This is a genomic window from Bradyrhizobium sp. 134 (genome assembly GCF_023074155.1).
Lineage (GTDB): Bacteria > Pseudomonadota > Alphaproteobacteria > Rhizobiales > Xanthobacteraceae > Bradyrhizobium.
Map to the genome: position 1 here is coordinate 558165 of NZ_JADPKX010000053.1, position 25063 is coordinate 583227.

Consider the following 25063-nt stretch of genomic DNA (forward strand, 5'->3'; position numbering starts at 1 on the left):
CGCGCCAACTCAGAGACTTCCATGACAACGACCCTTGCCGCCAAAATCGCCCGCGAATACGGCACGCCCTGCGCCGTCATCGACATGGACAAGGTCGAGCGCAACATCGCGCGCATCCAGAAGGCCTGCGATGACGCCGGGATCGCCAACCGTCCCCACATCAAGACGCACAAGAACCCGACGATCGCCAAGATGCAGATCGCTGCCGGTGCCAAGGGCATCACCTGCCAGAAGCTCGGTGAAGCCGAGATCATGGCCAATGCCGGCATCGATGACATCCTGATCAGCTACAATCTGCTCGGCGAGGAGAAGATGGCGCGGTTAGGGGCGCTGCAGGCGAAGGCCAACATGACAGTCGCCGCCGACAATTCGACCGTCGTTGCCGGCCTGCCCAAGGCCGCTGCGGCCTCAGGCCGACCGCTGTCGGTCGTGGTCGAATGCGACACGGGACGCAAGCGCGCCGGCGTCGAGACGCCAGCCGAGGCCATTGCGCTGGCACAGGAGATTGCCGCATCCAAGGGCCTGCAATTCGCCGGCTTCATGATGTATCCGACCGAGACTGGCTGGGCGGACGCGCAAAAGTTCTACGACGAAGCTCTGGCCGGCGTGCGCGCGCACGGGCTGGATGCAAAGATCGTCTCGACCGGCGGAACGCCGAACCTGAAGAATCTCGGCAAGCTCAAGGGCGGCACCGAGCACCGCTTCGGCACCTACATCTACAACGACCGCATGCAGGTCGCCGCCGGCTCCGCCACCTGGGACGACTGCGCGCTTCACATCTATTCGACGGTGGTGAGCCGTGCCGCGCCCGAGCGCGGCATTCTCGATGCCGGCTCCAAGACGCTGACCACGGATACCGGCGGCCTCGACGGCCACGGCCTGATCCTTGAGCACCCCGAAGCCAAGATCGCGCGCTTCGCCGAGGAGCACGGCTTCCTCGACCTCTCCCGCAGCAACACCCGGCCCAATGTCGGCGACGTCGTGCGGGTCGTGCCCAATCATGTCTGCGTCGTCGTCAACATGATGGACGAAGTCGTGATGGTGCGCGGCGATGAGATCATCGGCACGCTGCCGATCGCAGCGCGGGGGAAGCTGCGGTAGCTATCCCCCGATCAGCGCCTGGAGTTCCCGGACCAGGCCATCGCGGAAGAGTTTGATCGGCCGCTCCAGCCGACCGGCGGGGGCGCGATGCACCACCCATGCGCGCACGGCGGGTTTGAAGTCGCGCGCAGCGACCGGCTTGAGCCTGTCGCGAAATGCGCTGCGTTTCAGGGCGATCGGGGTGACGAGCCCGACGCCGAGGCCACGCGACACCAGCGACAGGCGAAGCTCACTATCCAGCGCCTCGACGGCAATGTTGAACGGCAGATGCGAGGCATCGAATTTTCGCTTCAGCGTATCGCGAAATCCACAGCCGTCTTGGTTGATCACCCACGACAGTTCGGACAGCCGTTCCAGGTCGACGGTGCGCGGGATCTTCATCTCACGTGCGACGACGAAGACGACGGGCTGCGCGCCGAGATCGTCAGCCGCCAGATCGGCGGGCGGCACTGCACCGTCGGGGAGACAAATCGCGGCTGCATCGAGCTCGTTGCGGCAGACACGCTCGAGCTGGTTCGGCGACCAACCGGAGACCACCCGCACGGTCAGCGCGGGAAATTCGGCGCGCACCGCATCGAGTGGTGCGGTCAGGCCTGCCTCCGAGAGAAACGGCGTCAGACCGAGCCTGAACTCGCCGCGGACGATTCCGTCGTTGGCCACGCCCGACTTGAGGTCGTCCAGCATCCTGAGCAGACGCCTGCCCTGCTCGTAGGCCTCATGGCCCGCCGCCGTCGGCTTCAGGGGTTTCGAGAGCCGGTCCAGAAGCTGCGCCCCCAACATCTCCTCGAGGTTCTGGATACGTCGGGTCACGCCAGGCTGGGTAAGATTGAGACGCGCCGAAGCTGCGACAATCGATCCGGTCTCGACCACGGCGACGAAAGCAACAAGGTCATGGGTATTCATAACAAACTCGCATATTCTTTATAGGCTTATTTTAATTGTAGCATATTGATGCCCCCGCTTAAAGGGTCCCGCGCCACAGCTGCGAGGTCCCATGACTGTCTCCGAAACCACCAGGCCTGCGTCCCGAAACCAGCTCGCCGAGCGGCCGCTGATCTGGCTCGGCGCGATCACCGCCGGTGTCGTCGTCACCAATTTGTTCGCGCCTCAGATCCTGCTCGGCTTGATCGGCCGGTCAATGTCGATGCCCGCGTGGCAGGCGGGGCTGATCAGCACGCTGACCTTGCTGGGCTATGCACTCGGCCTGCTGCTGCTCGTACCTCTGGTCGATCTGGTCGAGAACCGGCTTGTCATCCTCCGCACACTCGGCTGCGCGATCCTCGCCGCTCTCGCGACGGCGCTCGCGCCGACGCCCTCGCTCCTGCTGCTCGCCACCTTCATCCTCGGCGCCTGCTGCGCGGCGATCCAGATGATGGTTCCGCTGGTCGCATCCATGGTGGCACCGGATCGCCGCGGCCAGGCCATCGGCGAGGTGATGGGCGGATTGATGATCGGCATCCTGCTGTCACGACCTGCGGCGAGCCTGATTGCAGATCTCTGGAACTGGCGTGCCTACTATGTCGTCTCGGCAGCCTTGATGGCTCTGCTTGCCCGCGCACTCGCCCGTTACCTTCCAACCCTTCAACCGACGGGACGCGCGAGCTACGCCGAATTGCTGCTGTCCTTTCCGAGGCTGCTGCGCGAAGAGCCGGTGCTGCGCGTGCGGGCCTGGACCGCGTCGCTTGTCATGGCCTCCTTCACGGCGTTCTGGTCGGCGGTCGCGCTGCGGCTGCCGGAGGCGCCGTTTGAGCTCGATGCCAAGGGTGTTGCCGCTTTTGCACTGATCGGCGTAGCGGGCGCCGCGGCGACACCGATGGCCGGCCGCTGGGGCGATAAGGGCCGCGCGCGGCCGATGTTCTTTGCCGCTCATCTGCTCATCATCGGCTCGCTCGCGCTCTGCGCCTGGGCGGGCATGCTGGACTCCCAGATCACCAGTCTGCTGGTACTGAGCCTCGGCACGATCCTGCTCGACGTCGGCATCACCACCGACCAGACGCTGGGCCGCCGCGCCATCAACCTGTTGCGCCCCGAGGCCCGCGGTCGCATGAACGGCCTGTTCGTCGCGCTGTTCTTTATCGGCGGTGGCGTCGGCGCGGCGGCGGCATCGCTGGCCTGGAGTTTTGGCGGCTGGACGATGGTCTGCGCAGTGGCGGCCAGCTTCGGCGTGCTCGGCCTCCTCACGGATCTCACAACCCGGACCGGAACGTCATGATGGGATAGTCAGGGCGACGATTGGGCGAGCCGTCGCAACACACCCCTACCCGCCGCCGCTCCCGTCGCGAACGAGGCCTGGAGCAAATAGCCCCCCGTCGGCGCCTCCCAGTCCAGCATCTCACCGGCTGCGAAGACGCCCGGCAGCTTGCGGATCATGAAGTCCGAGTCGAGTTCATCGAAGGAAATCCCGCCGGCGCTGGAGATCGCGCGCGCGATCGACGCGACGCCTATGAGCTTGATCGGCACGGCGTTGATAAGTTCGGCCAATCGCTCGGCCGATATTGCCGGCAACGACTGGCCAGCACCGATGGCGGCTTCCTGCAACAGCCCGACCGCGACCGGCGACAGCTGCGCAGCCTTGCGCAGGAAGTTGGAGAAGGATTGCTTGCCGCGCGAGGCGGACAGGCGCTTGACGAGTTCGCCATGCTCGACATCCGGCCGCAAGGTGACGTGCAGGACCGCTTCGCCGCTCGCCGCGATCGCCTCGCGCAGTTCGGCCGACAACGCATAGATCGCCCCGCCCTCGATTCCGCCCCTTGTGATCATGGCCTCGCCGCGCGCCCGGTGTGGGCCGAAGGACAGCGTAATGCCCTTGAGTGGCTGGCCTTCGAAGCGCGTGCGGAAGATTTTGGACCATGCGACTGTGAAGCCGGAGTTCGCCGGCCGCAGCGGCGAGATCGCAACGCCTTTGTCGGCCAGGATCGTCGTCCAGCCGCCATTGGAGCCTAGTCGCGGCCAGCTGGCGCCGCCGAGTGCCAGCACCGTGGCGTCCGCGGCGATGGTGGTGTCGCCGCCGGGTGTGTCAAAGACCAGTCGTCCGTCCCCGTCCCAGCCCATCCAGCGATGGCGAAACGCAAAGCGCACGCCGGCGGCATCGAGCTGTCGCAGCCAGGCCCGCAGCAAGGGCGATGCCTTGAACGCTTTCGGAAACACACGCCCGCTGGTGCCGACAAAAGTCGGCTCGCCCAGCGCCTCGCTCCAGGCGCGCAGCGCGTCAGGCGGAAACGTTTCGATCGCTGCTTGCAGTTTCGGCGCCGCCTCCCGGTAGCGCGCCATGAACTGCGGCAGCGGTTCGCTGTGGGTGAGATTGAGGCCGCCACGGCCGGCCATCAGGAATTTGCGGCCCGCGGACGGCATCCCGTCATGGATCGTGACGCGAGCACCGCCCTGCGCGAGCACCTCGGCCGCCATCAACCCGGCAGGGCCGGCGCCAATGACGGCGACGGCTGTCAGAGTTTCACCCCGGCGCGCGCAGCGGCCTGCGCTACGTATTTCTGCGTCTGCTCGAAAGCCCCCTGCAGCGCCTTCGCCTTCGACATGTCGCTGATCTCGGCGAAATGCGCCGCGACCGCGTCCGGCGTCCACTCGGACTCCGGCAGGTTGATGCCTTCGCTCTCGACGATCTTGATCACCGCGAACGAGCCGGCGCCAGCGCCCATGATGGTGCGCGTCGGCGCATCCTCGCTCAGCATGTACTCGACCGCGGGCGTGATCGCGTTCGGCTTCATCAATTGCAACGCCTGCGGCGGCAGCAGCTCTTCCGTCATGCGGGTTGCCGCCGTCGGCGAGATGATGTTGACGCGGATGTCGGTCTTGCGGCCCTCTTCGGCCAGCACGTTCATCAGGCCGACCATGGCGGATTTGGCCGCACCGTAATTGGCCTGGCCGAAATTACCGTAGAGGCCGGAGGACGACGTCGTCAGCACGATGCGACCATAATTGCGATCGCGCATGCCGGCCCAGACCGCCTTGCAGCAATAGAAGGTACCGACGAGGTGCACGTCGAGCACCTTCTGGAAATCGGCCGCTTCCATCTTGCCGAACGACTTGTCGCGCAAAATGCCGGCATTGGCGCACAAGAGGTCGACGCTGCCCCACTCCTTGGTGGCGCGCTCGACCATGGCGGTGACCTGCTCGAAATTGGAGACGTCTGCGCCGTCGGCCATCGCGGTGCCGCCGGCCTTGCGGATCTCCTCGACCACGGTTTCCGCGGGCGACAGCGAACCGCCGCTGCCATCGCGCGCGCCGCCGAAATCGTTGACCACGACTTTGGCGCCGCGGCTCGCCAATCCCAGCGCATGCGCGCGCCCCAGACCATTGCCCGCGCCGGTGACGATGGCGACGCGTCCGTCGAACCTGATTGCCATGAGTGCAGTTCCTGCTTCTTCTTCCTTCTCCCCTTGTGGGAGAAGGTGGCATAGGCGGCCAACGGCCGCCGTTCCCAGTTAAAACGCCAACGCGTAGCGTTGGCCACGGCGCCGGATAAGGGGTCTCTCGCAACGGATGTGCTCGCGGAGAGAAACCCCTCACCCGCCTCGCGTTCCGCGGGGCACCCTCTCCCACAAGGGGAGAGGGTTCGAGTCCACCGATTTGGACAGCTTTTGAGCAGCGATGGGTTGCCGGGTCAAGCCCGGCAACGACGGCCAGCGTCAGGCGAAATAGATCAACCCCAACCAATCAGCGACCAGCGCGGGCTTGTCCTCGCCTTCGATCTCCACGGTGACGTTGGTGCGCGACTGCAATTCATTCGGCTTGCGCAGCTTGGCTTCCGCCAGCACGAAACGGCCGCGAACGCGCTTGCCCGAGCGCACCGGCGAGATGAAACGCAGCTTGTCGAAACCGTAATTAACCCCCATCGTGGTGCCCGCGATGACGGGCATCACCTCGTAGGACATGATCGACAGCAGCGACATCGTCAGGAAACCGTGCGCGATGGTGGTGCCGAACGCCGTCTCCTTCTTCGCACGCTCCGGATCGACGTGAATGAACTGGTGATCCTCGATCACGTCGGCATAGGTGTCGATGCGGGGCTGATCAACCATGTGCCACGACGACACGCCGATCTCCTTGCCGACCATGGCCTGATAGGCCTGAAGCGTGATCGGCGGCTTCTTCCAGACTTCGTTCACTTAGGTCTCACTCCGTGTTTTCGGCAGCTCCGGAAAATCCTCTTCGCGGAATTCCCGGCCGCGCAGGGGATCGTTGCGGTCGTCGTCACGCTCGAGACGTCTGAGCTGAACGCGGCGGATCTTTCCCGAGATCGTCTTCGGCAGCTCCGTGACGATCTCGAGGCGGCGGATGCGCTTGAACGGCGCAAGGCGCGTATGCAGATGCCTGAAGATGGAGAGCGCGGTTTCCGGCGAGCGCTCCGCGCCGGCTGTCAGCAGCACAAAGGCCTTGGGGATCGCGAGCCGGATCGGATCCGGGCTTGGTACCACGGCGGCTTCCGCGACGAGCTCGTGCTCGAGCAACACGCTCTCCAACTCGAACGGGCTGATGCGGTAGTCGGACGATTTGAACACGTCGTCGGAGCGGCCGACGAAAGTGAGATAGCCATCGTCGTCCTCGAACACGACGTCACCGCTGCGATAGAGCTCGCCTTCGGCGCCGGACAGCTCACCGTTGTCGCCCTGATAGCCCTGCATCAGGCCGGCGGGGCGGTTTTCGCCGAGCACCAGAGCCACCTCGCCCTCCTTGGCCGGATGACCGTCGGCGTCGCTGACCTGCACGCGATAGCCCGGCAGCGGTCGGCCCATCGAGCCGACCTTGATCTTTTGCCCCGGCGAGTTGCCGGCGAGCGCCGTCGTTTCAGTCTGGCCGTACCCGTCGCGGATGGTGAGGCCCCAGGCGGCCTGCACCTGATCGATCACTTCCGGATTGAGCGGCTCGCCGGCACCACAGACCTCGCGCAAGGCCACCTTGAACGACGCCAAGTTCTCCTGGATGAACAGCCGCCACACCGTCGGCGGCGCGCACAGCGTTGTGACACCGCAGCGGCCGATGGTGGCAAGCAGGCCCTTGGCGTCGAAGCGTGGCTGGTTGACCACAAAGACGGTCGCGCCTGCGTTCCACGGCGCGAAGAAACAGCTCCAGGCGTGCTTGGCCCAGCCGGGCGAAGAGATATTGAGATGGACGTCGCCGGGCTTTAGTCCGATCCAGTACATGGTCGAGAGATGGCCGACGGGGTAACTGCGCTGGCTGTGCCGCACCAGTTTTGGCTTTGCGGTCGTGCCCGAGGTGAAATAGAGCAGCATCGGGTCGTCGGCGTTGGTCGGGCCGTCGGCTGCAAAGCTCTCCGACGCTTCTGCCGCGTCATCATAGGAAAGCCAGCCATCGGAGGCCTCGCCCATGACAATGCGGACGATATTGTCGGCACCAAGACTTGCGAACTTCGCAACCTGGTCCTGCGCTGCCACCACCGCCTTCGCCTTGCCGCGATCGAGCCGGTCGCGGAGCTCGTCGGCGGTGAGCAGCGTCGTCGCGGGAATCACGACGACGCCGAGCTTGATCGCGGCCAGCATCGTCTCCCACAGCGGAACCACATTGCCGAGCAGCAGCAGGAGATGATCGCCGCGCTTGAGGCCCTGCGCGCGGAGGAAGTTCGCGACCTGGTTGGAGCGGCGCGACAGCGCCCCGAACGAGAGCTTGGTCTGCCGGTCCTGCGCGGCATCGACGATCCAGAGCGCAGGACGATCCTTGCTATCCGCATTCGCCGCCAGCTCGGCGTCGAACCAGTCGAGCGCCCAGTTGAAGGGAACAGGATGGGGCCAGCGGAAGCCCTTGACCGCTGTCTCGTAGTCCGTGCGGTTGTGAAGCAGAAACGCGCGCGCTTCCTGAAATGTCGTCATCAAGCTTTCCCGGCCAGCCCCCTAACGTGCTTGATAATTCCGGAAAAATCCACCCCGCCCTGGCCGGCTGCGTCGAATGACTGATAGATATCCTGCGCATGTTTGCCGAGCGGCGTTGCCGCGCCCGCGGCCTTGGCGGCGTCCTGCGCCAGCGTCAAATCCTTCACCATCAGCGCCGAGGCAAAGCCCGGCTTGTAATCGTTGTTGGCGGGCGAGGTCGGCACCGGCCCGGGCACCGGGCAATAGGTCGTCAGCGACCAGCACTGGCCCGACGAGGTCGAGGCGACGTCGAACAGCGCCTGATGCGAGAGCCCGAGCTTCTCAGCCAGCGCGAACGCCTCGCTCACCGCGATCATGGAAATGCCGAGGATCATGTTGTTGCAGATTTTTGCGGCTTGGCCCGCGCCGGCACCACCGCAATGCACGATCTTCTTGCCCATGTTCTCCAGCACGGGCTTTGCCGCTGCAAACGCCTTGTCCTCGCCGCCACACATGAAGGTGAGCGTCGCACCCTTGGCACCCCCGGTGCCGCCGGAGACCGGCGCATCGACCGAAAGCACGCCGTGCTTGGCCGCGAGCGCATGCGCATGCCGCGCGCTCTCGACGTCGATGGTGGAGGAGTCGATGATCAGCGCGCCCTTGGTCATGACAGGAACGACCTCGCCCCACACGCCGAGCACATGCTTGCCGGCCGGCAGCATGGTGACAACGACATCGGCGTCTTTCACCGCGCCCGCGGCGCTCTCGGCGATGCCGGCACCGTCGGCCTTGGCCTGGTTGCGGGAGGCCTCGGCGAGGTCGAAAGCGACGACCTTGTGGCCGGCCTTGACCAGATTGGCGGCCATGGGGCCGCCCATGTTGCCGAGACCGATGAATGCGATCGTGGCCATCTTGGTTTCCTCCGCTGAACGTTTCGTTGATTAGTTGAACTTCAATTCGTCGGCGCCGATCTCGGCGAGATAGTGCGCAAGCATGTCCGGCGTGACGTCCTCGATCCGCGACGGCGACCAGGTCGGATTGCGGTCCTTGTCGATCACGGCGGCGCGCACGCCTTCGCGAAAGTCGTCGCTGCGGAAGACTTCCAGCGCAGCCCGATATTCGCGCACCAGGCATTCTTCCAGGCTCGACGCGGTGCGCGCGAGCCGCAGCAGCTTGAGCGTCACCACCATGCCGCGCGGCGATTTTTCGTTGAGCGTCTTCAATGTCGCCAGCGCGAACTCGGAACCGTCGCGCTTGAGCGCGGCAAAAATGTCTTCCATGCGGTCGAAGCCGAACAGTGCGTCGATCGCCGGCTCCTTCGCGGCGACCGGCCCAGCGGTCTCCCCGGTCGCGAAGCCGTTGATGAGCTTACTGACATCGGCCGCTGTGACGCCTTGGCGAACCTTGGTCAGCGCTTCCCGCAATTCCGGCCACTTGGCTGCCGGTACCACTGCATCGGCAAACCTGGCGTGGATCGCATCGGGGCCGTTCATGGTCTGGCCGGTCAGGCCGAAATAAGTGCCGATCTCGCCCGGCGAGCGTGACAACAGCCAGGTGCCGCCGACGTCAGGGAAGAAGCCAAGCCCGACCTCGGGCATCGCGAGCCTGGTGCGATCGGTCACGATTCGATGGCTCGCATGTGCCGAAAGCCCGACGCCGCCGCCCATCACGATGCCGTCCATGAAGGCGACATAGGGTTTTGGGAATTTCTTGATCCGCGCGTTGAGGATGTACTCTTCCCGCCACAGGATCTTGCCGAGATCGCCGTCGATCTTCGAACTCTCCCAGAGCGCACGGATGTCGCCGCCGGCACACAGGCCGCGCTCGCCGGCACCTTCCAGCACGATCACGGCAACGGCTGGATCGGTCTGAAAACGGTCGAGCGCCCTGTCGATGTCGCGAAACATCTCCAGCGTGACGGCGTTGATCGCCTTCGGGCGGTTGAGCCTGATAATGCCGGCCGAGCCCTCGACCCGTGCGACCAGATCGCCCTCCTCCACTCCACTCATCGCGCGCCCTCGATCAATTTGCGCGCCACGATCAGCCGCATGATTTCATTGGTGCCTTCGAGAATCTGGTGCACGCGCAAATCGCGCACAATCTTCTCGATGCCGTATTCGCTGAGATAGCCGTAGCCGCCATGAAGCTGGAGCGCCTGGTTGGCGACCTCGAAGCCGGCATCGGTGCCAAAGCGTTTGGCCATCGCGCAGAGCATCGTGGCGTCGGGATCCTTGCGGTCCAGCGCCGCCGCTGCGCGCCACAGGAACGTACGCGCGGCCTCGAGCTCGATCGCCATGTCGGCGAGACGAAACTGCAATGCCTGGAATTCGTCGAGGCGTTTTCCAAAAGCCTTGCGCTCTTTCATGTAGGAACGCGCCTTGTCGAGCGCGGTCTGCGCGCCGCCGAGCGAGCAGGCCGTGATGTTGAGACGCCCGCCGTCGAGGCCCGCCATTGCGATCTTGAAACCGACGCCCTCCTCGCTCAGCCGGTTGGCGACCGGCACGCGGGCGTTCTCGAAGATCACGGCGCGGGTCGGCTGCGCGTTCCAGCCCATCTTGCGCTCGTTGGCGCCGAACGAGACGCCCGGCGTCTTGCCGTCGATCACGAGAGTCGAGATGCCGCCGGGACCGTCGCCACCGGTGCGGACCATCGCGACCAGCAGATCGGTCCCGCCGGCTCCGGAGATGAACTGCTTCTGACCATTGAGCACGTAATGGTCGCCGTCGTGCACGGCGCGGGTGCGGAGCGCTGCCGCGTCCGAGCCGGCGCCGGGCTCGGTGAGACAGTAGCTCGCGATCAGCTCCATGGTGCAGAGCTTGGGCAGCCATGTGTGGCGCTGGGTGTCGCTGCCGTAGGCATCGATCATCCAAGACGCCATGTTGTGGATGGAGATGAAGGCCGAGGTGGTCGGACAGCCCGTTGCCAGCGCCTCGAAGATCAGCGCGGCATCGAACCGCGACATCGCGGAACCGCCGACATCGTCGCGGATATAGATGCCGCCCATGCCGAGCGCTGCTGCCTCGCGCATCACCTCGACGGGAAAATGCTTCTCCTCGTCCCAACGAAGCGCGTGCGGCGCGATCTTTTCCGCCGCAAACACCAACGCCATGTCGCGAACCGCGATCTGATCCTCGTTCAGAGCGAACTGCATGTTGGGCTGCTCACTGTTCTCGTCATTGCGAGGAGCGAAGCGACGAAGCAATCCAGTGGGTCCGAGGAGAAAGTCTGGATTGCTTCGCTACGCTCGCAATGACGGGCTGGGCTACAGCCTTACTTCATCAGCGGGATCGAGAACTCCGCGCCTTCCTTGACGCCGGACGGCCAGCGCGAGGTCACCGTCTTGGTCTTGGTGTAGAAGCGCACCGAATCCGGGCCGTGCTGGTTGAGATCGCCGAAGCCCGACTTCTTCCAGCCGCCGAAGGTGTAATAGGCGATCGGCACCGGGATCGGCACGTTGATGCCGACCATGCCGACATTGACCTTGGCCGCGAAGTCGCGCGCGGCATCGCCGTCGCGGGTGAAGATCGCAACGCCGTTGCCGTAATCATGCTCCGACGGCAGCGCCAGCGCTTCCTTGTAATCGTGCGCGCGCACGACCGAGAGCACGGGACCAAAAATCTCTTCCTTGTAGATCCGCATGTCCTTCGTGACGTTGTCGAACAGCGAACCGCCGAGATAGAAGCCGTTCTCGTAGCCCTGCATCTTGAAGCCTCGGCCGTCGACGGCAAGCGTCGCGCCTTCCTTGATGCCGATGTCGATATAGCCCTTGACCTTCTCGACCGCCTCGCGCGTCACCAGCGGACCGTAATCGGCGGACGGATCGATCGAGGTGCCGATCTTGAGGCTCTCGACGCGCGGGATCAGCTTTTCCATTAAGCGGTCGGCAGTGGACTTGCCGACGGGGACCGCGACGGACACGGCCATGCAGCGTTCGCCGGCCGAACCGTAACCGGCGCCGATCAGTGCGTCGACCGCCTGGTCCATGTCGGCGTCGGGCATGATGATGGCGTGGTTCTTGGCGCCGCCAAAGCACTGGCAGCGCTTGCCGGTTTGGGCTGCGCGCTCGTAGATGTATTGCGCGATCGGAGTGGAGCCGACGAAGCCGACGGCCTTGATATCCGGATCGTCGAGGATAGCGTCGACCGCTTCCTTGTCGCCGTTGACAACGTTGAGGATGCCGGCCGGCAGGCCCGCCTCGATCATCAGCTCGGCGAGCATCATCGGCACGCCGGGATCGCGCTCCGACGGCTTCAGGATGAAGGCGTTGCCGCAGGCAATCGCAGGCGCGAACTTCCACATCGGGATCATCGCCGGGAAATTGAACGGCGTGATGCCGGCGACGACGCCGAGCGCCTGGCGCATCGAGTAGATGTCGATGCCGGGGCCGGCGCCTTCGGTGTATTCGCCCTTCATCAGATGCGGGATGCCGCAGGCAAATTCCGCGACTTCGAGGCCGCGCTGGATGTCGCCCTTGGCGTCCGGAACGGTCTTGCCATGCTCGCGGGCGAGCAACTCGGCGAGCTTGTCGTAGTCGCGCTGCACCAGCTCGACGAACTTCATCATGACGCGGGCGCGGCGCTGCGGGTTGGTCGCGGCCCATTCCGGCTGCGCGGCGCGGGCGTTCTCCACGGCGGCGCGGACCTCGGCCTTGGACGCCAGCGCCACCTTGGCCTGGACGTCACCCGTCATCGGCTCGAAAACGTCGGCGGTGCGGCCCGAGGTGCCCTTGACCTCCTTGCCACCAATGAAATGTCCGACTGAACGCATGGAATGGTCTCCTTAAGGCGAGCTTGAACGCTTTGACAAATCCTATCGACCTGCATTTTATAGGATTCAAGTCTGAGATAATGCACCATAGATGTGCGAAAATGCTGGATCAAGGCGCTATCGACTGGGACGACTTCCGCTTCGTGCTGGCCATCGTGCGGGGCGGCTCGGTTTCGGCTGCGGCAAAACAGCTCGGCGTCGACCATGCTACCGTCATCCGCCGCGTCGACCGGCTGGAGAAGCACCTCTCGGCCAAGCTGTTTGACCGGCGCAAGACCGGCTACCTGCTGACAGAGGCCGGCCAGCGCGTCGCCGACAGCGCGGAAGCCATGGAATCGACCATCGTCGCCAACCAGGAGCAGGTCGGTGGCTCCGTGGCGCGGCTGACCGGCACAGTGAGGATCGGCGCGCCAGACGGATTTGGCACCGCCTTCCTGGCGCCCCGGCTCGCTCAGTTCGCCGACCGGTATCCCGATCTCGATTTGCAACTGGTGGCCACCGCGCGGCTGTTCAGCCTCTCCAAGCGCGAGGCCGATATCGCGATCAGCCTGACCATGCCGAAGGAAGGCCGCATCGTCGGCCGCAAACTGCTCGACTACCGCCTCGGACTCTATGCCGCGCCCGCCTATCTCGACCGCTTCCCGAAAATCACCTCGCGCGAGGTGCTGCCGCAGCATCGCTTCGTCGGCTATATCGAGGAGCTCTTGTTCACGCCCGAGCTCGACTATTTGCCGCAGGTGTCGCCGAAGGTCTCCGCACGCTTGCGCAGCGCCAATCTGATCGCACAACTCAATGCCACGCTCGCCGGCTTCGGTATCGCCGTCCTGCCGCACTTCATGGCGGCCGACTATCCGCAGCTGCTTGCGGTGCTGGCGGAAGAGGTCTCGATCACCCGCACCTTCTGGATGCTGATGCACGCCGACAGCAAGGACCTCGCACGCATCCGCGCGGTGGCAGATTATATTTCCGAGATTGTGGAGCGCGAGCGGGCGCTGTTTGCGGGAAGGTAAGGACGGTCTCGTAGGTTGGGCAAAGCCGCCCTAGCGCCGTGCCCACCATGTCTCCACACTCGCGGTTGGATGGTGGGCACGCTTCGCTTTTGCCCACCTACGGCACCTCGGCCTAAGTCTGCTTCACCTTCTTCGCCGCCGTTACCTTCGGCTCACGCCGCGCGCCATCGAGCGCACTGTCCTTGCCCGTCTTCAACACCTCGTCCGACAGATCGCTCGAGCCGGCAATGCGCGCGAGCAGCATGGTGCCGGCCATGGTCGCCAGCGTCGCGATCGCCTGCTTGCGCGCGGCCTTGCGCGGCAGATTCGGGATGAAGTCCGTGATCATCTCGATCATCTCGTCGAGCTTGCCCGCAAAGGCCTTTCGTGTCTTCGGGCTCTCCCGGGCGATCTCGGCGCCGAGCGCGGGAATCGAGCAACCGTGACCGGGGTTGTCGCGATGCACCGTCGAGAGATAGGTCTCCACGATCTGGGGGAGCTGCTTCTCCGGCGCGACCTGATCAGATTGCTTGCGCCAGTGCTCCATCGAGCGATCCATGGCATAGTCGAACGCCTCGATCACGAGCGCCTCGCGGGAATCGAAATGGGCGTAGAAGCCGCCATGGGTCAGGCCCGCCTCCTTCATGAGGTCGGCGACGCCGATGCCGTGGGCGCCCTTTTCGCGCAGCCGCACGGAGGCCTTCTTCACGATGCGATCGTGGGTTTCCTGCTTGTGTTCCCGGGAATAGCGCATGCGAGTCTCATTGAATGTCGGAGGTCATCTAATAACACGGATATCGGCCGGACGGCGCATTAATTCCCGGTAAAATTGTTGCCGATCATGGAAAAGGTCGCCGTTGCGTGCACCGCAAGCGCCCCCTGACCGTCGCGGACGAAACCCTCGGTGTAGCTGGTCTGGCGTCCCAGCTTGATCACCTTGCCTTCGGCGGCGATCAGCCCGGACCGGACCGAGAGCGGACGCAGGAAGGTCATTTTCAGATCGAGGGTGACGGAGCCCTGCCCGGGCTCCAGCCTGGTCGAGATCGCACACCCCATGGCGGTGTCGAGCAGCGCGGCGGCTGTGGCCCCGTGCAGGAGGCCTATGGTGTTTTCGAGATCCTCGCGCGGCTCGAGTTCCATGACGATCCGGCCCGGCTCGACCACGGCCATGACGAAGCCGATCAGCTTGGCAAAGGGTGGCGGCGGCAGCCTTCCGTCGCGGATGCCCAGCATCGCATCCATGCCTGACAGGCCCATCGCCACCTTCGCAACCGGCGCAGGCACCTGCCACTCCACCACACGCTCGCGCCGGCCCGCAGGCGAAAACAGGTCGGGTTGATCGTTGCTGGTCATCGCGGCCTCTTGGTATGATTTCCATCATACTATTCTGCGGACTTCGCGCTGGCAACTCCCTCCCGCCCGCTTGACAACCAATGCGTTTCGCCCGGAAGTGATCCCGACAGGCGCATTCGCACGTCCACGAAACTCAGAGATCCCCTCATGGAAATGCTCAACCATCACTGCGGCGTGACGCGCGATGCGCGCGGCGTCGTTCACGTCGCCATCTGCAATGCCGGCTCGCTGAACATTTTGGGCTCGCCCGTCACCGATGCGGTTCGCGAAGGTTTGCAGCAGCTCTCGTCCGACCGCAGCATCCGGGTTGCGGTGCTGCGCGGCCAGAGCGAGAAGAGCATGATCGGCGGCGCCGACATCAAGGAGATGGCCAGGCTCGACCAGAAGTCCGCCGAAGCCTTCATCAGCCGCCTGCGCGACCTCTGCGAGGCCGTGCGCGCCTTCCCGGCTCCCATGATCGCGCGCATGCCCGGCTGGTGCCTCGGCGGCGGGCTCGAAGTCGCTGCCGCCTGCGACTTCCGGATCGCAGCCCATGATGCGCATTTCGGCATGCCGGAGGTGCGCGTCGGCATTCCCTCAGTGATCCATGCCGCGCTGCTGCCGCGTCTGATCGGCTGGGCCCGCGCGCGCTGGCTGGTGATGACCGCTGAGAACATCGACGCGTCGACGGCGCTGGCCTGGGGGCTGGTCGACAAGGTCGCGCCGGAAGGCGGGCTCGATGCCGAGGTCGAGCACCTTGTGCAGGCGCTGCTCGAATGCGGCCCCGAGGCGCTGCGCTCGCAGAAAGCACTGCTGCGGCAATGGGAGGAACTGCCGCTGACGGAGTCGGTGAATTTGAGCGTGAAGGTGTTCGGCGAGTCGTTCCTGACGGACGAGCCGACGCGGCTGATGGGCGCGTTTGTGAATCGGAAGCGGTAGGCGCTCTCAACCTTTTCCGTTCGCACGACCAAATCTCATGCGAACCACAAGATTTTCTCATGCCGGACGCAGTTGCATTTTTTGCGCCGCATCATATGATGTTCATAATCTTACATGTCCGACATCGTAGGGAGTCTCCCCCATGGCCGAAGCCGCCGATCCCGTCGTCATCGTCTCCGCCGTCCGTAGCCCGCTCGGGCGCTTCATGGGCGAGCTGTCGCCGCTTCCCGCACACAAGCTCGGTTCGCACGTGATCGGCGCGGCACTCGAGCGTGCCAAGCTTGCGCCGGAGAAGGTCGACGAGGTCTTCATGGGCTGCGTCCTTCCCGCGGGCCAGGGCCAGGCACCGGCGCGCCAGGCTGCGCGTGCGGCCGGCCTGGCCGACGCCACAGGGGCGACCACTGTGAACAAGGTCTGCGGCTCCGGCATGAAAGCGACCATGCTGGCGCACGACATCATTCGCGCCGGCTCGGCCGAGATCGTCGTCTCCGGCGGCATGGAGAGCATGAGCAACGCGCCGTATCTGCTCGCCAAGGCGCGTGGCGGCTATCGCGCCGGCCACGACCGCATCATCGACCACATGATGATGGACGGCCTTGAAGACGCCTACGAGACCGGCCGCTCCATGGGCGATTTCGGCGAGGCCACCGCCGAAGCCTACCAGTTCACCCGCAAGGACCAGGACGCCTTCGCGATGGAAACGTTGAGCCGCGCGCGCAAGGCGGTCGAGGGCGGCGCGTTCAAGGCCGAGATCGCGCCGATCACGCTGAGCGAGAAGGCAGGCCCCCGCATCGTCGCTAATGACGAGCATCCGCTCAAGGTCGATCCCGCGAAGATCCCCGGGCTGAAGCCGGCGTTCCGCGCCAACGGCACCATCACGCCGGCGGCCTCCTCCGCCAACGCCGACGGCGCCGCTGCGCTGGTGCTGACGAAGCGCTCACTCGCCGATCGCAACGGCCTGCCGGCTCTCGCCGTGATCAAGGGCCACGCCACCCACAGCCAGGAGCCGCAATGGTTCACCACGGCCCCGATCCCGGCGATCCGCAAGCTCTTGGACAAAGTCGGCTGGAGCGCCGACGACGTCGACCTGTTCGAGATCAACGAAGCCTTCGCCGTGGTGGCGATGGCGGCGCAGCGCGATCTCGGCATTCCCCGCGAGAAGCTCAACATCAACGGCGGCGCGTGCGCGCTCGGCCATCCCGTCGGTGCCACCGGCGCACGGCTGATCGTGACGCTGCTGCATGCGCTCGAGGCGCGAAACCTCAAGCGCGGTGTCGCGGCGCTCTGCATCGGCGGCGGCGAAGCCACAGCGATAGCGGTGGAACGCTTGACGCACTGAGGTGAAAGTCCGGAAATGAGGGAACTCCGTCATTTCAGACAGACGCGTCTCGTGCCACTCTGCAAACTTGCGCAGGTGTTTCAAATCCTGCCTACCAAGATTGAGGCCCAATGATCTCGAACTGGCTCGCGGCAACACTCGGCCGCCGCAATATCCACTACGGCTGGGTGATGGTCGGCGTGACCTTCCTCACCGCGCTGATCAGCGCCGGCACGGTCGGCGCGCCCGGCGTGTTCATCGTTCCGCTTCAGAAGGAATTCGGCTGGAGCACGGCGGAGATCTCCTCCGCGCTGTCAATCCGCTTCATCCTGTTCGGGCTGATGGCGCCGTTTGCGGCAGCCCTGCTCAACCGTTACGGCCTCCGCAACGTCACGCTGACCGCGCAGCTCATCGTCGTCTCGGCGCTGGTGCTCTCGCTCGGCATGACGGAGGTCTGGCAGCTCGTGGCGCTGTGGGGCGTCGTGATCGGGATCGGCACCGGCATGACCGCACTGGTGCTGGGCGCCACCATCGCGACGCGCTGGTTCGCAGCGCGGCGCGGCCTCGTCGTCGGCATCATGACCGCGAGCGTCGCCACCGGCCAGCTCGTGTTCCTGCCGCTGCTGGCAAGCCTCACCGAACGTTTCGGCTGGCGGCTTGCGCTCGGCTTCGTCTGCATCGCGCTTGGTGTTTCCGCCCTCGCGGTCCTGCTCGCGATGCGCGACCGTCCGAGCGATTTGGGCCTGCGCCCGTTCGGCGACGAAGGCACCACACCCCTGCCCGCCCCGCCCGTCAGCCATGGCTCGATCACCGGCGTGGCACTCGGCACGCTGCGCGACGCCTCGAAGAGCAGCGCGTTCTGGGTCCTGTTTGCGACGTTCTTCGTCTGCGGCGCATCCACCAATGGCCTCGTGCAGGTGCATCTGATTCCGATGTGCCTCGATTTCGGCATCCCGCAGGTGCAGGCCGCGGGCTTGCTGGCTGCCATGGGCATCTTCGACTTCTTCGGCACCATCATGTCGGGCTGGCTGTCGGACCGCTACGACAACCGCTATTTGCTGTTCTGGTATTACGGCCTGCGCGGGCTCTCGCTGATCTTCCTCCCCTTCAGCGATTTCTCGTTTTATGGGCTCTCGATCTTCTCGATGTTCTACGGGCTCGACTGGATCGCAACCGTGCCGCCCACGGTGCGCCTGTCCGCGCAGAAATTCGGACCCGAGCGCGCCAATCTGGTGTTCGGCTGGATCTTTGCCGGCCACCAGCTCGGCGCGGGCACCGCCGCCTTCGGCGCCGGTTTCTCGCGGACGGTCTATCAGAGCTACCTGCCCGCCTTCTTCATCGCCGGCGCGCTCTGCGTGTTCGCCGCGCTGATCGTGCTGACGTTGTCGCGACAACCGAAGCCAAAGCCGCAAGCCGCGATGGCTTAGTATCTGATGGCTGCCGGTGACGCCGTAGAGTGCGGCGTCACCGATCCGCCCGACACGAGGCGGGTCGTTCGGGTTCGGGATGCCGCTCGATTGCGGAAGACGTACCTGAAATAAAACGCGACCAGCCGTCGCAGATCGAAAAATCAGCAAGGCGAACCTGCCGTAGCCGTCGACAGACGCCTTGCGGATGTTCATGCGTCGCAATTATGTCGGCTGGCCTCTCAGGCGACGGAACCACCGCGCGGGTTGACGATCGTATAGCCACGCAATGAACGCGCATGCATTCGCGTCGCGTGTCCGCCCGAGTTGGCGTCGTACGCCATCCAGGTGTCCCCTTCCAGGTGCTGCTCGAGGACGAACACATGTCCACGTCGCGCTGCGACCATTCCCGGTGCGGGTGATGTCCGCGGGAAGCGCAGCCAATTGGCCGCAAGATTCAATTCCGGCACGATACGGCCGAACACGCGCAGAGCCGCGCCGCAGCCGCAGAACGAGGAAGGGCAACCTGCCGGACGACTACCGACAATGCGAGCGCCGGAGATGTCCGCCGTCGGGGCGCTGCCCGCGCTGGTCACCGTCAGTTGCGTTGCGCGATAGGCTTGTAGCGAGGACCTGGGAGTTAGTGGGGACCGGGAAGTCCGCTCACGGCGCGTTTGCGCATACGAGAAGTCGCAGGGCATCGTGACGTTGCATTCAGGTACTTGATGAATGCGATAAGTCCGTGCTTCGGAAGCGACGGAGCTTAGGGCAACCAAGAGACACGCAGAAAGAACCGCCTTGAACATTGCAGGGCTCCAAATTGAAGATCCCTGCCCCGGCAGTGAGAAACCAATAACAGTTTGGCTGAAATGGGCTAAAAAGCGGCCGAAAGTGGCTTCATTTGCGGGCCGATTTCTGCAGTCCTCATATCCCAGACGTAGCGGCAGAGATGGACTACTCGCAGAGAACGAATGCGTGTCGTCGCAACTGAGACGCTACCGCATGTGCACGCCGCCCAGCGACGGGCGTCGACCGGCCGAGCGCGCAAACGCCCAGGGCGCCCCTCGAGCCATAAACCCGGGCAGTAATTGTTGCGCGCGTGGTCAGCCCCGAGTCGTCGCCAAACCCGCTCCTGTGGCTATCGCAAAGTCCGATTTTGCAGCACTGAGCGCTGCGGCGAGCTCGTCGATGTGGTAGGGCTTCGACAGGATCCGGATCCCGGCCATTTCGGCGTCGTGAACCGCGGCTTCGGCGTATCCGCTCGTCAGCAGGACCGGGATGTCGCTTCGCCTCCTCTTTATCTCGGACGCGAGTTCGACACCGTTCATGCCGCCCGGCATCATGATATCGGAAAACACCAGATCGACGGAGCGGCCGTCCGCTAGGGCACCGAGGGCCGCCGCAGCACTGGCCGCGCGCGTGACCTGGTAACCGAGCTGCGCAAGCATTTCGCTGACCAGCGCGGCGACCTCGTCGTCGTCTTCGACGAGGAGAACCCGGCCATGATTAGCCTTCTTGGGACGCGCCCTGTTCAGGTCGATGAGATGCCGTTCACCCGAAGGAATATTCCTGGATCGCGGCAAATAGAGCTCGATGCTGGTGCCCTCGTCGACGATCGATTTTATTCGAACCATCCCGCGTGATTGCGTCGCAAATCCGTGCACCTGCGCAAGCCCCAGGCCCGAGCCTTTCCCGACATCCTTGGTCGTGAAGAACGGTTCGAAGACCCGCGCCAGGATCTCGGGGCTCATCCCGACGCCCCTGTCGACCACGGACAGGCGGACGTAATCGCCCGAAATTTCATCCTCGTCGAAGCCGGCCAGGTTCTCGCCACGAACAACGATCGTGCCGCCGTTCGGCATCGCATCGCGGGCGTTGACCGCCAGGTTGAGAATGACCAGTTCGAGCTCTCCCGGATCGACCTCCACCGGCCAAAGACCATCCGGAAAATCGAACTCGACGTGAACGTCGCCTCTCAGGCTCCGATCGAGCAGTTCGCGCATGCCGCCGATCTGCGATGCGATGTCGACGGCCTCGGGCCGGAGCTTCTGCCGCCGTGAAAAAGCCAGAAGCTGCCGGGTCAGGCCGGCACCGCGCTGCGCCGCCTGAACCATTCCCTGCAACAGCCGACGCCGCCGATCAGGATCTGTCTGCCGATCGAGCATGTCCAATCCACCGGAGATCACCATCAGCAGATTATTGAAGTCGTGAGCTACTCCGCCGGTCAATTGTCCGATGGCTTCGATCTTCTGGGCTTGACGAAGGGTCTCCTCGACCCGGGCGCGCTCTTCCATTTCGGCCCGCAGATGCTTGTTGGCCTCCTCGAGAGCACGGGTGCGCTCGACCACGAGCTTCTCGAGTTCCTGGGCCGTCCGCTCGCGCGCCTGCAGCAAGGTTCGAATTTCATATTGCCGCCGGCGGGCCCGCATTGCGGATTGAATTGCGCTCGTCAGCGTGATCGGCTGAACCGGACGTTCAAGCAGCGAAACGTTGCGGAGTGTCTCGACGATGCTGCGGCGCCAAGCAACCACCGCCGGCTGCTCGCGGTGGCTGGTGAGAATGACAAAGGGCAGGTCGGACCAGGGCGGCTGCCGCTCGATCCAATGTGCCAGCGGCTGGGTATCCTTCCCGAACAAGCCCTCCTCGGCGAGAAGGACCGCGCCCACTCCCGCCGACATCTCGCTGACCAGTTCAGGCAGACCACGACAATTGATTGCGACGAGATTCGAATTGCGGAAAAGCTCGACCGATGCGGCCCCATCACGGCCGATCGGAGCAAACACGAGAACGCAATGATCGCGGTCCGCGCTCATTCCGCCGGCCCCTCCGGCATCTCCGTGCCCGTATAACGCGGATTTCCGGAGAAAATGCCGCTGAACTCGCTCAGCGGAGGGCCTAGCGTGATGCCAGCGCGGCCAAGACGAAACTCGCGGATTGAGTTTTCATGATTGCCGCTGCGCTTCTTCACGACGGAGAGGGCACGCCGCACCGTTCCGCCGACCTCAAAATAGCGCAGCATGAGCACCGCATCACTCAAATAGCTGATATCGAGAGCCGTTTCCATCGGACCGACCAGCCCATGTTGAGCGAGGATCAGGACGGTCAGCACGCCTTTCTGCCCGAGATAGCTCAGGAGCTCATGCATCTGAAGGATGAGGAATCGCTCATCCGGCATCGCGTTGAGGTAACCGTTCAGACTGTCGATGATGACAATCCGGGCGTTATCCTTTTCGACGCTCTTTCGTACATTCGCGGCGAATTCCCCGGGGGACATCTCGGCGGGATCGATCTGTTGAAAGCGGATGAGTCCCGATTGCAGGTGCGTTTCAAGGGGCAGGCCAAGCGTCCGAGCCCGGGCTTCCACCGTGCCGCGACCTTCATCGAAGGCAAAGAACACCGCATGCTCACCACGGGCTGCCGCCGCGATCGCATAGGTCAGCGCGAGAGAAGACTTGCCGACACCGGCGGCGCCCAAGAGCAGCGCACTGGTGCCGCGCTCGAGCCCTCCTCCCAGGAGCTGGTCGAGTTGCGCATTGCCGCTCGGCGTCAACTCACCGATGAACGAGGCGTGATGTTCCCCCGCGACTAGCCGGGGGAATATCCGCACCCCTCCCGCTTCAATGGTGAAATCGTGGAAGCCGCCGCGAAATCGAATGCCGCGCATCTTGATGACGCGCAGCCGCCGGCGCTCTGCTCCATAATCGATTGCGAGCTGTTCGAGCATCACCACGCCATGCGCGATCGAATGGAGCTGCAGATCGTCCTGGGAGGACGAGAGGTCGTCGAGGAGGATGACCGTGCAATTGCGGTTGGTGAAGAAGTGCTTCAAGGCCAGAACCTGGCGCCGGTACCGCAGCGGGTTCTGCGCGAGGAGGCGCAGCTCGGACAGGCTGTCCAGCACCACGCGCGCGGGATTGATCCGTTCGACTTCCTTGAATATCAGGCCCGTGGTTTCGCTCAGCTCCATTTCAGCGGGATGGAAGACGGTGAGCTCCCGCTCGGGATCCAGCGTCGTCTCCGGCGGCACCAGTTCGAAGATGTCGACACCTTGCAGCGACCAGCCGTGCCGCTGCGCAACCAGCGTCAGCTCACGCTTGGTTTCCGACAAGGAGATATAGAGCACGCGTTCACCGCAGCGGACGCCCTCGAGAAGGAATTGAAGCGCCATCGTGGTCTTGCCCGAGCCGGGCCGACCCTCGTAGAGGTACATGCGATTGGGATCGAGCCCGCCACAGAGGATGTCGTCCAGACCGTCGCTGCCGGTCGAAATCCTGGGCAAGTCTTCGGGGTCGCTGGTTTGCGCCCCGCTGGATGAATCGGTCATTGGACCCCCGTGAAAGTTCCGTCGCTAACAATCTGCGCTCCGGCCGGAAGACAGGTGGCGCAGGTCAGCGGTCCGGTTCCAACCAAAAGGCGAAGCTGGCAAAGAACGCCTAGGCGGGGTTCCAAGTTCCGCGTCAGGACGCATGTCCGCCAGACCGTCTCCGGCGGAACCGTTTTGGGCCCTCGTTCAGATTCCCGGAGGGTCAGAAGGTCAATATCGACAAAACCAGTACGCTGGCCCCGAAATGCAGCACCAGCTCATTGCATCATCGAGGCCGCGATCTTCTCTGCCGACATCAGAACTGGGAAATTGGTGTTGGCACACGGCACCACCGGGAAGATCGAGGCGTCGACGACGCGCAGGCCCTGCACGCCTTTGACGCGGCCCTCTGGATCGACGACCGCCATCGGATCGTCGGCCCGGCCCATGCGGCACGAGCAGGAGGCGTGCCACACGCCGATGGTCGCCTTGCGCACGAAGGCTTCCAGCGCCTCGTCGTCGTTGATGACGTCGTCGAAGGTGAAGCCCTCGACCACGAAATTGTCGATCATGTAGTGGCGCAGCGCCGCCGGCCCGTCCATCAGGGCCGCGGCGATTTTTGTCAGTATCCGGTTCCTGGTGTTGACCACGCCGATCTTGCGCACGCGGTCGGTATAGGAGGCCGGGAACGGCTTGTCCGTCACGGCCCTGACGACATCGCTCATCTGTACGGCCGCCATCTTGCGGAAACCGCTCATCAGGCGATCGAGGTCGCGCCGGTCGGACAACAGGTTGAACTCGACGATCGGCTCGGCTGCCGGGTCGCGCGAGGCAAGCTTGACCTGTCCTGTCTCGGAATAGGTCTTGTTGACGAACGTCAGCAGCGATCCGATCTGCTCACCGACGGCGTGCCAGGCTGATTTGCTGAGCAGGACGACGAACATGTCGCCTTTCGGCACGCCTTCGAGCCCGGACGAATAACGCAGGCCAAGCTGCATGTGGCGCCTGGTGTGCTCGTTCATGCGCGCGCCGCGGCGGACAAAGGACGACAACGAGATCGAGGGATGATCCATCAGGCGCTGGCCGACGCCTTCCAACCCCATCAGCACGGGAATACCCATATCCTTGAGGTGACCGACCGGGCCGATGCCGGCGCGCAACAGATGCGCCGGCGAATGGATGGCGCCGCTGGAGAGAATGATCTCGCGGCCGCGGAATTCCTGCTCCCGTCCGTCGACCACGGCCTTCACGCCGACGCATCGCGTGCCTTCGAACAGCAGCTCTCTGACCTGCGTGTTGGTGGAGATCGTCAGATTGGCGCGCTTGCGCGTATCACGATCGAGATAGCCCATGGCGGCCGAGACGCGTTGCTCGGCCTGGTTGGAGTGCGTCACCGGGAAAAACCCGTCGACGAACTCGCCGTTCTGGTCCGGCAGGAACTGATGTCCGGCCTGCTGGAAGGCTTGCGCGAACGCCTGCGAATGCCGCGTCCAGTGCTCCCTGGGAATTCGGCGGACCGGAATGCGGCCGTCCTTGCCGTGGTAGGGACCGTCGAAATCGAGGTCGCGCTCGACCTTCTTGAAGAAGGGCAGCACATCGTTCCAGCTCCACCCCGCAGCGCCGCGCGCGTCCCATTCGTCGTAGTCGGTCGGCGCGCCGCGGTTGGCCATCTGGCCGTTGATCGAGGAGCCGCCGCCAAGCACGCGAGCCTGCTCGTATTTGCGTAAGGGCGGACGTCCTTCGTTCGGATTGTTATGGCTGACGATCTGGGTCGTGACCTTGAGCTCGGTCCAGTGGAAGCGCGGATCGAAATAGGCCGTACCCGGATAGCTGTCCCTGATCTCGGCCGGCTCGTCGCCGGGCGGTGTGTCCTGTCCAGCCTCGCAGAGCAGGACCTTGTTGGCGCTCCTCGCGGAGAGCCGGTGGGCCAGCACGGACCCCGCCGAGCCGCCGCCCACGATAATGAAGTCGTACACGATTGGCGCTTCCTTTTGTTCTTGCCCGGGAAGCGTAGCGCGTAATTGTTTTGAGGTCACGTCATCACTGCCGCGGCAAAGCGGAGCACAGACAGCGGCAACATCGAAGGC

At 64.4% G+C, this 25063-nt stretch carries 20 protein-coding genes and 1 pseudogene; 6 read left to right on the forward strand and 15 right to left on the reverse strand.

Annotated elements, in window-relative coordinates; genetic code table 11:
* Nucleotides 1-21: 21 nt before the first annotated feature.
* Nucleotides 22-1101: an alanine racemase gene (locus IVA75_RS23565; RefSeq protein WP_247286530.1), complete on the forward strand. Its 1080-nt coding sequence runs from the start codon at nucleotides 22-24 to the stop codon at nucleotides 1099-1101.
* Here the strand turns inward: IVA75_RS23565 and IVA75_RS23570 are convergent, their stop codons facing one another.
* Nucleotides 1102-2004 (reverse strand): LysR family transcriptional regulator, encoded by a 903-nt coding sequence (locus IVA75_RS23570; protein ID WP_247286531.1) that lies wholly within the window; start codon nucleotides 2002-2004, stop codon nucleotides 1102-1104.
* Nucleotides 2005-2095: 91 nt separating this feature from the next.
* Here IVA75_RS23570 and IVA75_RS23575 point away from each other — a divergent pair, with 91 nt between their 5' ends.
* Nucleotides 2096-3313: an MFS transporter gene (locus IVA75_RS23575; protein ID WP_247286532.1), complete on the forward strand. Its 1218-nt coding sequence runs from the start codon at nucleotides 2096-2098 to the stop codon at nucleotides 3311-3313.
* 8 nt (nucleotides 3314-3321) lie between these two features.
* Here IVA75_RS23575 and IVA75_RS23580 read toward each other — a convergent pair whose 3' ends face one another.
* The 8 genes and pseudogenes from IVA75_RS23580 to IVA75_RS23615 form a co-directional block, all read right to left on the reverse strand.
* Entirely contained in the window at nucleotides 3322-4548 is a 1227-nt protein-coding gene (locus IVA75_RS23580; RefSeq protein ID WP_256464245.1) for a TIGR03862 family flavoprotein, read from the reverse strand.
* Nucleotides 4545-5462: an SDR family NAD(P)-dependent oxidoreductase gene (locus IVA75_RS23585; protein ID WP_247286534.1), complete on the reverse strand. Its 918-nt coding sequence runs from the start codon at nucleotides 5460-5462 to the stop codon at nucleotides 4545-4547. The genes IVA75_RS23580 and IVA75_RS23585 overlap by 4 nt, the downstream gene beginning before the upstream one ends.
* 282 nt (nucleotides 5463-5744) lie before the next feature.
* Nucleotides 5745-6224 (reverse strand): MaoC family dehydratase, encoded by a 480-nt coding sequence (locus IVA75_RS23590; RefSeq protein ID WP_247286535.1) that lies wholly within the window; start codon nucleotides 6222-6224, stop codon nucleotides 5745-5747.
* Nucleotides 6225-7943 carry an AMP-binding protein gene (locus IVA75_RS23595; RefSeq protein ID WP_247286536.1) on the reverse strand — a complete coding sequence of 573 codons (1719 nt, stop codon included), beginning with the start codon at nucleotides 7941-7943 and terminating at the stop codon, nucleotides 6225-6227.
* Nucleotides 7943-8842, reverse strand: a pseudogene (mmsB, locus tag IVA75_RS23600) (3-hydroxyisobutyrate dehydrogenase); the annotation flags it as partial. The pseudogene mmsB and the gene IVA75_RS23595, both read right to left, overlap by 1 nt.
* Nucleotides 8843-8863: 21 nt before the next feature.
* On the reverse strand, nucleotides 8864-9931 hold the full coding sequence (locus IVA75_RS23605; RefSeq protein ID WP_247286538.1) for an enoyl-CoA hydratase/isomerase family protein: 1068 nt from the start codon (nucleotides 9929-9931) through the stop codon (nucleotides 8864-8866).
* A complete protein-coding gene (locus IVA75_RS23610; RefSeq protein WP_247286539.1) occupies nucleotides 9928-11073 on the reverse strand; it encodes an isobutyryl-CoA dehydrogenase in 1146 nt (381 codons plus the stop codon). Before IVA75_RS23610 ends, IVA75_RS23605 begins: the two co-directional genes overlap by 4 nt.
* Nucleotides 11074-11192: 119 nt before the next feature.
* Nucleotides 11193-12689 carry a CoA-acylating methylmalonate-semialdehyde dehydrogenase gene (locus IVA75_RS23615; RefSeq protein WP_094896561.1) on the reverse strand — a complete coding sequence of 499 codons (1497 nt, stop codon included), beginning with the start codon at nucleotides 12687-12689 and terminating at the stop codon, nucleotides 11193-11195.
* Between the two features lie 101 nt (nucleotides 12690-12790).
* On the opposite strand from IVA75_RS23615, the gene IVA75_RS23620 reads away from it, so the two are divergent.
* Nucleotides 12791-13699, forward strand: coding sequence for a LysR family transcriptional regulator (locus IVA75_RS23620; RefSeq protein WP_027569564.1), 909 nt, complete (start codon nucleotides 12791-12793; stop codon nucleotides 13697-13699).
* A gap of 112 nt (nucleotides 13700-13811) precedes the next feature.
* Here the strand turns inward: IVA75_RS23620 and IVA75_RS23625 are convergent, their stop codons facing one another.
* Nucleotides 13812-14432 carry a TetR/AcrR family transcriptional regulator gene (locus tag IVA75_RS23625; RefSeq protein WP_247286541.1) on the reverse strand — a complete coding sequence of 207 codons (621 nt, stop codon included), beginning with the start codon at nucleotides 14430-14432 and terminating at the stop codon, nucleotides 13812-13814.
* Between the two features lie 59 nt (nucleotides 14433-14491).
* Nucleotides 14492-15031 (reverse strand): PaaI family thioesterase, encoded by a 540-nt coding sequence (locus IVA75_RS23630; protein WP_247286542.1) that lies wholly within the window; start codon nucleotides 15029-15031, stop codon nucleotides 14492-14494.
* Between the two features lie 147 nt (nucleotides 15032-15178).
* Here IVA75_RS23630 and IVA75_RS23635 point away from each other — a divergent pair, with 147 nt between their 5' ends.
* The 3 genes from IVA75_RS23635 (at nucleotide 15179) to IVA75_RS23645 (ending at nucleotide 18694) form a co-directional block, all read left to right on the forward strand.
* The gene (locus IVA75_RS23635) at nucleotides 15179-15949 is read left to right on the forward strand and encodes an enoyl-CoA hydratase (RefSeq protein WP_247286544.1); all 771 of its coding nucleotides are present in this window, start codon (nucleotides 15179-15181) and stop codon (nucleotides 15947-15949) included.
* A 142-nt stretch (nucleotides 15950-16091) separates the two neighbouring features.
* Nucleotides 16092-17288 (forward strand): acetyl-CoA C-acyltransferase, encoded by a 1197-nt coding sequence (locus IVA75_RS23640; RefSeq protein ID WP_247286546.1) that lies wholly within the window; start codon nucleotides 16092-16094, stop codon nucleotides 17286-17288.
* Nucleotides 17289-17398: 110 nt separating this feature from the next.
* Nucleotides 17399-18694: an MFS transporter gene (locus tag IVA75_RS23645; RefSeq protein WP_247286548.1), complete on the forward strand. Its 1296-nt coding sequence runs from the start codon at nucleotides 17399-17401 to the stop codon at nucleotides 18692-18694.
* A 221-nt stretch (nucleotides 18695-18915) separates the two neighbouring features.
* Here the strand turns inward: IVA75_RS23645 and IVA75_RS23650 are convergent, their stop codons facing one another.
* The 4 genes from IVA75_RS23650 to IVA75_RS23665 all read right to left on the reverse strand — a co-directional run bounded on the left by IVA75_RS23650 (nucleotide 18916) and on the right by IVA75_RS23665 (nucleotide 24952).
* Nucleotides 18916-19479 (reverse strand): hypothetical protein, encoded by a 564-nt coding sequence (locus IVA75_RS23650; protein WP_247286551.1) that lies wholly within the window; start codon nucleotides 19477-19479, stop codon nucleotides 18916-18918.
* A 297-nt stretch (nucleotides 19480-19776) separates the two neighbouring features.
* Nucleotides 19777-21486: a response regulator gene (locus IVA75_RS23655; RefSeq protein ID WP_247286552.1), complete on the reverse strand. Its 1710-nt coding sequence runs from the start codon at nucleotides 21484-21486 to the stop codon at nucleotides 19777-19779.
* Nucleotides 21483-22997 (reverse strand): ATPase domain-containing protein, encoded by a 1515-nt coding sequence (locus IVA75_RS23660; protein WP_247286553.1) that lies wholly within the window; start codon nucleotides 22995-22997, stop codon nucleotides 21483-21485. Before IVA75_RS23660 ends, IVA75_RS23655 begins: the two co-directional genes overlap by 4 nt.
* A gap of 257 nt (nucleotides 22998-23254) precedes the next feature.
* Nucleotides 23255-24952, reverse strand: a complete 1698-nt coding sequence (locus IVA75_RS23665; protein WP_247286554.1) for a GMC oxidoreductase — start codon at nucleotides 24950-24952, stop codon at nucleotides 23255-23257.
* Between the last annotated feature and the right edge of the window lie 111 nt (nucleotides 24953-25063).